The 8,697-nt window shown below is 29.8% G+C and carries 5 protein-coding genes; 4 read left to right on the top strand and 1 reads right to left on the bottom strand.

Translation table 11 applies throughout. From position 1 onward, the window contains the following. Positions 1 to 290: 290 nt before the first annotated feature. Positions 291 to 782 (bottom strand): hypothetical protein, encoded by a 492-nt coding sequence (locus K5R64_RS03270; protein ID WP_220760838.1) that lies wholly within the window; start codon positions 780 to 782, stop codon positions 291 to 293. Positions 783 to 959: 177 nt separating this feature from the next. Between K5R64_RS03270 and K5R64_RS03265 the strand changes: the two genes are divergently transcribed. Genes K5R64_RS03265 through K5R64_RS03250 form a run of 4 tightly spaced genes read left to right on the top strand, consistent with a single transcriptional unit; the run spans position 960 to position 8,696 of the window. Then, positions 960 to 3,662, top strand: a complete 2,703-nt coding sequence (locus tag K5R64_RS03265) for a DEAD/DEAH box helicase family protein (protein ID WP_220760836.1) — start codon at positions 960 to 962, stop codon at positions 3,660 to 3,662. Positions 3,663 to 3,713: 51 nt separating this feature from the next. Further along, positions 3,714 to 5,645: a site-specific DNA-methyltransferase gene (locus K5R64_RS03260; RefSeq protein ID WP_220760834.1), complete on the top strand. Its 1,932-nt coding sequence runs from the start codon at positions 3,714 to 3,716 to the stop codon at positions 5,643 to 5,645. Positions 5,646 to 5,647: 2 nt separating this feature from the next. Beyond that, on the top strand, positions 5,648 to 6,922 hold the full coding sequence (locus tag K5R64_RS03255; RefSeq protein ID WP_220760832.1) for an SIR2 family protein: 1,275 nt from the start codon (positions 5,648 to 5,650) through the stop codon (positions 6,920 to 6,922). After that, on the top strand, positions 6,903 to 8,696 hold the full coding sequence (locus K5R64_RS03250) for an ATP-binding protein (protein WP_220760830.1): 1,794 nt from the start codon (positions 6,903 to 6,905) through the stop codon (positions 8,694 to 8,696). Before K5R64_RS03255 ends, K5R64_RS03250 begins: the two co-directional genes overlap by 20 nt. Position 8,697: the final 1 nt, after the last annotated feature.

Genomic DNA, 8,697 nt, shown 5'->3' with positions numbered 1-8,697 from the left:
ATTTAACTATCTAATATCAATAACTAAATATACGAAATAACCTATAAAAAACCAAATATATACAAAAAAGCCGTCTCAGTTTTGAGACGGCTTCCTTCCAATGTAGCTCCCCCTCTTGGGCTCGAACCAAGGACAGTTATGCTAGTAATATCAATGCTTAACGCTATTTTACTTTTTTAAGCAACCGAATTGTACGCCTTTTTATTAATTTTTTAGTTGTCCTGTCCTATTATGTTTAATATAAAATGGACAATCATTTTGTTTCGTGTGTTTTTTAAAATTATTAATTATTAAAGTGCTTTTTCTTTAAATACGGATATAAAATTAGGTTTGGGACTTTTGTTTTTGTCATTGAATAAAGGATATCTACCATATTCTTTAATATACTTAATCCAAAAGATATATTCAGCTTTTGCTACTTCACCCATAGCTAATAAATCATCCATATTTTTTTTATCATTGCTACATTTGAAAGGACAAATTGAAATATATAAATTGTTTTTTACTTCTTCATAGTTCCAATACTTGCCAATAAATCGATGTGCGCCACCATGATGAAGTCGAATTCTTTTAATTGTGGAATCAAATTGATTTAATCTACTTCTTAGACCTCCATTAGAATTTGTCATTCCTATATATTCAATATTTTCGATCATTTTAAATGATTGACCTTCAATGTTTTCAGATGTAACAGCTATAATGTATATTCCAGGATATTTTATTCCTTCTAAATTATTTCTATTTTCCCATTTAATCCAATTTGAATTTTTATAGTTTTCCATTTTGTTAAAGGTTATTTGCCTTATGTAAAATTTATTTTTTACATACCCTACACAAATTTAAATATCTATTGAGTTAATATAAAATTTTATATTGATAGATTTTTCATGAATTTAAAATATTGAATTTGATAAATTGTATATTTGAATTTATAATAATTGTTTAATCTTTTTCTTTCAATGCAACTAAAATTAGAAACCCTTAAATACCAAGACATAGCTGTCCAATCGGTTGTTAAACTTTTTGAAGGTACTGAAAAGAATACATTTGATAATGCTTGTTTTGAAGGTATTCGTTCTAATTATAGCAAACTTACCATTGATGAAGTTGAAGCCAATATTAAAACTATCTTAGTTGAAAATGGAATCCTTGAAGAAACAGCTAGACTATCAACTGACAAGGATATATGTATTGAAATGGAAACAGGTACAGGTAAAACTCTTGTTTACATTAAAACTATTTTTGAATTATTCAAACATTATGGTTTTGCCAAGTTCATCATTTTAGTACCATCAGTCGCTATACGTCAAAATATTATTGGAACGTTCAAATCTTTTAATAAACAACTAGAAAGTATCTATGGGTTTAGTCCAAATGCTTTTGAATATGACAGTAAAAAACTTCAAAAAGTTACCCAGTTTATAGAAGACCAACATCCACAAGTAATGATTATGACTTTGGCATCATTCAATTCAGAGGATAAAATTCTTAATCAAGCACAACGAGAAGATTTATTTAATAACAAACCTTTTATTGAAGCCATTGCTGAAACAAATCCAATCATTATTATGGATGAGCCTCAGGAAGGAATGGACACTGAAAATTCTATAAAACAAATTGCAAAACTTAATCCATTATATAAAATCAGATATTCGGCAACTCATAAGGTAGTAAAGAATTTACTGTATCGTTTAACACCATACGATAGTTATAAAAATGGATTAGTCAAGAAAATAGAAGTCCTGACTGTTACTGAAAAGAATGATGAAGCTACTCTCAAAATTGAGTTAGCTGATATTCAATTTGGAAAAGGTGATCCAAAAGTAAAATTGAAAGCTTGGCATCTTAATAAGTCTAACAATAAAATTGATTTTAAAGCAACTGGATGGCTTAGTCAAAACGATAATTTAGGACTTAAAACCAATAATCCTAGTTATCTAAACTATACTATTTCAAACATTAATAAGAGTTTAAAAACAGGTAAATGGACAGTAAAATTCTCAAATGGAACTGAAATACTTGAAAATCAAATTGCTGGAAGTTTAGAAAACATTTGGGCTTTACAATTGGAATGGTTGATCCATAGACATTTTACTAAATCTCAAAAATTAGAAGCTAAAGATATTAAATGCTTATCTCTTATATTCATTGATAAAGTGGCTAACTATATGGGGGAAACTCCAATTATAAAAAACTTGTTTATTGAAAAATACAAAGCCATTTATCCTGAATACAATAGCGGTAAATTACCCTCTAATGAACATATTAATAGTATTCAAGGCTATTATTTTGCACAAAAAGCAAGTGGTGAATTTGCAGACAATGAAGGCGGTATAAAGGAGCAAAACAAAATTTATGAATTGATTTTAAAAGGTAAAGAAGAACTGCTTACATTGTCAAATCCTGTACAATTTGTATTCTCACATTCTGCACTTGGTGTTGGATGGGATAATCCTAATGTGTTTAATATTGCCACTTTAAACAATTCCTATTCTGAAATTAAAAAGCGTCAGGAAATAGGTCGTGGTTTGCGTATTTGTGTGAACCAAGAGGGTAAGAGGGTTTATGATACTCTGGATGTTTCAGAGGATGAACGTATCAACCAACTAACGGTTATACCAAATGAAACCTACGAAACATTTGTAACTCAGTATCAGGAAGAAATTAAATCAGTTTATGGAACGGAGAATGCAGGTGCTGGAATGACTCATTCACACAAAGGTGTTTCTGCTGATGAAGTAAAATTCAAAAGAAACCCATCTGCTGAAATTGATAAAGCTTTCCGTAAATACTGGACTGCCTTAGCAAGGAAAACTGAATACACTATCTCTTTTGATGAAGCTAATTTAGTGAATCTAGCATCTGAATTAATATCAAAAATTACAATTCCTGATTTTACAATTGAAGCTTCTAGTTTTCTGATAAATTCAATTTCAGAAGATGGAAAAGAAGATACATTTCAAGGTTCAGAGAATGTGAAACAAAAATCCACATTTACTCCTTTAGACTTAATTGAAGAGTTAAGTGAAAATACGGGGGTGAGTTATACTACATTGTTTAAAATAATACAACGCTTAACCAACCTAAATGAAATGGTTAAAAATCCACCACGTTTTATTCACGAAGCATCTGCTATTATTCGTAATGTAGAGTTGAATGAAATGATTCGTGGTTTAGATTATACCATTACAGGAGAAAGCTACCCGTTTAATTTTGATGATTTTGTAAAGAACATTTCTAATGATGGATATGTTGACACTCCAAACAAGGGTGTTTTTGACAAAATGCTTGTTGATAGTGATATAGAACGTAATTTTTCTTTAGAAGCCGATACCGATGCGGAAGTAGTCTGTTTTCTTAAACTGCCAAGTTTCTATAAAATAAGCACTCCAATAGGAAATTACGAACCTGATTTTGGATTGATAATGAAACGCAAGAATCTTAGGAATGGAAATGAAAATGAATTTTATTTTGTAATCGAAACTAAGGGAACTAATGACATCAATGATAAAAAAGCATTAACGGAAAGTGAAGTTTACAAAATTCGTTGTGCAATGAAACATTTTGAAAAACTAGGTTTAGAAGTTCAGTACAAAGCACCTGTTAAAGAATACAAATATTTCAAAACGGAAGCTGATAAAACGATTAATACATTTATATAATAGGTCATCGTCTTCCTGAGATCAGGAGAACGATAAAACATAAGAATTAATATGGAAACCATCAACGACTATATGCCATTAAGCAACGATTGGAACAATGAACGTTTGCAAACTTTAAAACAATTGTATCCTGATTGGTTTACAAGTGAGGGAAGTCTAAATATAGATGAAGTAAAGAAAGCAGTACAGCCCGATAGTGTAAATGAAACAGAGCGCTATGAGTTTAGATGGTTTGGTAAAAGCCAAGCCAAACGCAATGCCTTTACACCAAGCAATGCAACATTGGTTTATGATGAAGCTAGAAGTGTAAATCCTGAGGCTAGTGAAAACCTAATTATTGAAGGAGAAAACCTTGAAGTTTTAAAGTTATTGAGTGGCAGTTACCGTGAAAAAGTAAAATGTATTTATATAGATCCTCCATACAACAAGGATAAAGATTTTGTTTATAAAGATACTTGGAAACAAGATATTAAAGGTTATTGGGAAGATTCAGAAATGACTGAAAATGGTGTAAAAATAGACACTAATTCAGAAACTTCAGGAAGATATCATAGCAATTGGTTAAATATGATTTACACTAGGTTTTTAATAGCTAGACAATTATTATCTGATGATGGAGCAATCTTTATTTCTATAGATGACACAGAGATACATCATTTGCGAAAGTTATGTGACGAAGTTTTTGGGGAAGAGAATTTCATAGCTATTTTCCCTTGGAAAAAGAGAACAGCTAAAAGCGATGTTCCATTTGGTATCTCACAAGATTATGAATGGATAATATCATATGCAAAAGAGAAATTTAACGCTGGATTGAATATTGAAAGAAAATATTACCAAACAGATGATTTTCCAAAAGATAGATGGAGATTATCCGATTTGACCACACAGAGAAATGCAAAAGAAAGACCAAATTCAGCTTTTGATATGGTAGACCCAAAAACAGGAAAGTCTTTTCCATATAATCCTCTAAGGGTTTGGGGAGTTTCAATAGATACATTTCAAAATTATTATGATAAAGGAAAAATTGTTTTTCCACAAGATTACGATATTTTAAAAATATCAATTCCAGCATTTAGAGTATTTGAAAGTGAAGATAAAGCTAAAGCTTTAAAAAAATATGGAAGTGAAGATGCTATTAAAGCCGCTTCAACATTTCTACCTAAAAGTGTAGGATTGACAGAAGATGGTAATAAAGAAATAATTGAAATATTTGGGAGTAAAATTTTCAGTTTTCCTAAACCAACTAGTTTAGTGAAATATTTTTATTCGATAATTAATGATAAAAACTCTTTAATTCTTGATTTCTTTGGAGGATCAGGAACAACTGGACAAGCTGTAATGGAACTCAATAAAGAAGATGGGGGTAACCGTAAATTTATATTAGTTCAAATTCCAGAAGCTGTAGATGAAAAAAGTGAGGCTTATAAAGCTGGTTACAAAAAGATAAGTGACATAACCATTGAAAGAAACAAAAGAGTAGTTGAAAAAATAATTAAAGAAAAGGAGAGTCAACAGCCTGATTTGTTTGCAGGAGATAAAAAAGAAGATGCATTAAAAGGATTGGGTTTCAAAGTTTTCAAACTGCAAAAATCTAATTTCCCTAGAGTTGATTTTGCACCAAACCCAGAGTTTAACGAAGCAGAAAATCTTGAATTACTTAAAAAATATATCGCTGATAAAGAAAGTCAGTTAGTGAACGCTTTCAACAAAGAAGAGCTGTTAACGGAGATTTTATTGAAAAATAATTTTACACTTAATTATACTGTAACACCACAAACAGAGTTTACAAAAAATGAAATTCTATTGGTTACAGATGGAGAAAAGGAAACTTTAATTTGTCTTGATGTGAGCATTGCACCCGAGACCGTGAGCCATTTTAAAGCCCATACAGACACAAAGTTTATCTGTTTGGAAAGAGCATTAGATACAACTACAAAATACAATTTGAAGCACTATTTGGGAGATAAATTTAATGCGTTTTAGGGATGGAGAAGGATAAATGGGAATATTTGTTAATTAATGGTAAATTCAAAACCGTTGAAGTTAAAAATCCTAAATTTGATAAGGGAATTTTAAATTCTATTAAAGATTTAAGACCTTTTAATAAGAAAGAAGAAGGTGATAAACCAACTGTTCAAGATGCTCAAATTCTAAAAAGAGAAATATATAGTTCATTCTTCAGAAAGCCTTTCAAAAATTTCCTTATTCTTACTGGAGCAGGAGCCTCTATGGACGTAGGCGGACCATCAATGAAAACTCTTTGGAATTTAGCTGATAAAAAATATCAAGTAAAAGATCCACTCGAAATTAATCCTGACGAAAATGGATTAGAAAAAATCTGCAAGGAAGTTAAACACGATTATACAGATACTAATTTAGAAACGCTATTGTCTAAAATTGAAGGAACTATTCATTTTAATGATGATTTAGAAGTTGAATTAAACAATCAGGAGGTCAAATTGTCTAAAATAAGAGAGGAAGTTTTTAAAATTATAAAAACAGAATGTTCAATTCTATGCCCTACAGATGCAACTAAATTTCCTCATAAAGTACTTTTGGAGAAATTATTGCAGAGAAAAGTTACCAGCCCAAGAATTAAAGTCTTTACTTTAAATTACGACTTACTATTTGAATATGCATCTGAAAAATTGAATGCTATTATGATTGATGGATTTTCATTTACTTTTCCTAGAACTTTCAGTGGTAGATATTTTGATTATGACATTGTGCAAAGAGAAAATAGTAAAGTACAAGAAGAAGATAATTTTATACAAAGAGTTTTTCATTTACATAAATTACACGGTTCTGTAAACTGGGAAAGAAATGGAGACAAAACTATAATAAAAGATAATCCTAAGAAACCTCTAATGGTATATCCAAGAGAAGCTAAGTATGAAGATTCTTATGATCAACCATTTTTCGAAATGATGGCTCGTTTTCAACGTAATTTGCGAATCAATAATGATACATTGTTATTGTGTATTGGTTATAGTTTTAACGACAAACACATTAATTCAGCTATTGAAGAAGCTTTAAATCAAAACCCAAGTTTTCGTTTAGCGATTATAGATCCTGGATTTAATAATGAAAATGCTACGTCATCATTAAAAGAAATTAAACGATTAGCACTCCAAACAGAACGAGTAATTATGGTGAATGAAACCTTTTCTGATTTTGCAGATTATTTTCCGGAAATTGGAACTTATGAAAATAATGATTTACCAACTATAAATCTAAGAAATGAGCGAACTAAAGATTAATCCATTTAGACACGAGTATTTTCTTGGATATATTAATCAAGTATTTCCTCAATATGTAAAAGTTCATTTTCCTTCATCAATATTATTAAATGGTTTTACACATTTTGGAGAAGAATTTAATGGTGGTTTAGTGGGTAGTTTTGTAATAATAGAAGGAGATAAAAATGGCTTTTTGGGAAGAATAACAGAATTATCACTTCCTGAATCTGAACGATTATCTTTAAATGAAAAAGCGTTCCAAACAAGTGATTTTCATCCTACAGGAAAAATTGAAATCCTATTATCATTTGACCTATACGAACCTTTAAAAGTAAAGAAAGGATTAACCTCTTATCCAAACATAGGAGCTAAAGTATTCGTTAGTTCTGGTCAGCTTGTCCAAAAATATATGTCAAATTTTGGTGTAAAGGATGGAGAGATTACAGAACCTATAAAATTAGGTCATCTCGTTTCAAGTCCTTCTACAGAAGTAAAAGTTAATCTACAATCTGTTTTTGGAAGACACTGTGCAGTAGTAGGTACAACTGGAGGTGGAAAAAGTTATACATTAAGTAAATTAATTGAATCTCTAATAGAAACTGGTAATAAAGCAATTTTAATTGATGCCACAGGGGAATATTCAAGTTTTGATTCTTTAGAATTATGTCAAGAATGTAACTTGGGTATTGAATATTACTATCATTATTCAAATTTATCAATTTCTGATTTATTCTTAATGTTTAGACCTTCTGGTCAAGTACAACAACCAATATTGCTAGAAGCAATAAACTCATTAAAATTAGCTAGAATCCTTGAGTCTAATAAGGAATCTTATACAATTACGGAAGAAGACATAAAAACAACTTATTCTTTTAAAGGACAAAAAGGTGAGATTCTTTCAATTGAAGTAAATAATGGATGTATAGTTAAACAGGGAAAACCCACAAAACCATTTAATAGATTATGCGCTAAATATTCGGATGAATTAAATGATTTTAATCAATTAAATTTTGAAATTAAAAATTTAACGAGACAGATAAATAATGAATGTTTTCAAATTTTTGGAGATAATTGGGACAGCTCGATAGATAGAAGAAATCAAGGTAATGCTTCAAGTTTAATTTTGAGAATTCATCAAGCATTGAGTGATACTGAGTTTAAAAAAATATTTGGATTTGACAATAATATTAAGAAAGATATTATTAATGAGATTAAAAATTTTAATGAACCAAATAGTAAAAAGAAGCTTTTAAGAATTTCATTTGATAATGTACCGTTTACATTTCAAATTAAAGAAGTTTTAGCAAATGCACTTGGAATGTATCTTTTGAAGACTGCTAGAAATGGTGATTTTGATTCTAAAAAATCAGCTATTAACAAACCACTTGTACTTTTTATAGATGAAGCCCATCAATTTGTAAATAAATCAATAAGAGATGAATATTTTGATAACACAAAGTTAGATGCATTTGATTTAATAGCTAAAGAATGTAGAAAACACGGTTTGTTTCTTTGTATTGCTACTCAAATGCCTAGAGATATTCCTCAAGGCACATTAAGTCAAATGGGAACTTTTATTGTTCATAGACTAATAAATCATAACGATAAAGAAGCCATCAATAATGCTTGTAGTTCCGCTAATAAAAACACATTGGAGTTTCTGCCTATTTTAGGAGAAGGAGAAGCTATACTAACTGGAGTAGATTTTCCAATGCCAATTATAATGAAGTTTGACAAGCCTGAAAATGAGCCAAATTCTCAAACTCCAAGTTTAAATAAAAAAGGTATTAAATAAA

The organism is Flavobacterium sp. UMI-01 (assembly GCF_019656315.1).
Lineage (GTDB): Bacteria > Bacteroidota > Bacteroidia > Flavobacteriales > Flavobacteriaceae > Flavobacterium.
The sequence above is the reverse complement of the archived record's forward strand: the minus strand, read 5'-3'. Positions and strand labels throughout refer to the sequence as shown.

Coding starts and splice junctions, on each gene's coding strand:
- K5R64_RS03270 (WP_220760838.1), bottom strand. CDS start 782: ATGGAAAACTATAAAAATTCAAATTGGATTAAATGGGAAAATAGAAAT.
- K5R64_RS03265 (WP_220760836.1), top strand. CDS start 960: ATGCAACTAAAATTAGAAACCCTTAAATACCAAGACATAGCTGTCCAA.
- K5R64_RS03260 (WP_220760834.1), top strand. CDS start 3,714: ATGGAAACCATCAACGACTATATGCCATTAAGCAACGATTGGAACAAT.
- K5R64_RS03255 (WP_220760832.1), top strand. CDS start 5,648: ATGGAGAAGGATAAATGGGAATATTTGTTAATTAATGGTAAATTCAAA.
- K5R64_RS03250 (WP_220760830.1), top strand. CDS start 6,903: ATGAGCGAACTAAAGATTAATCCATTTAGACACGAGTATTTTCTTGGA.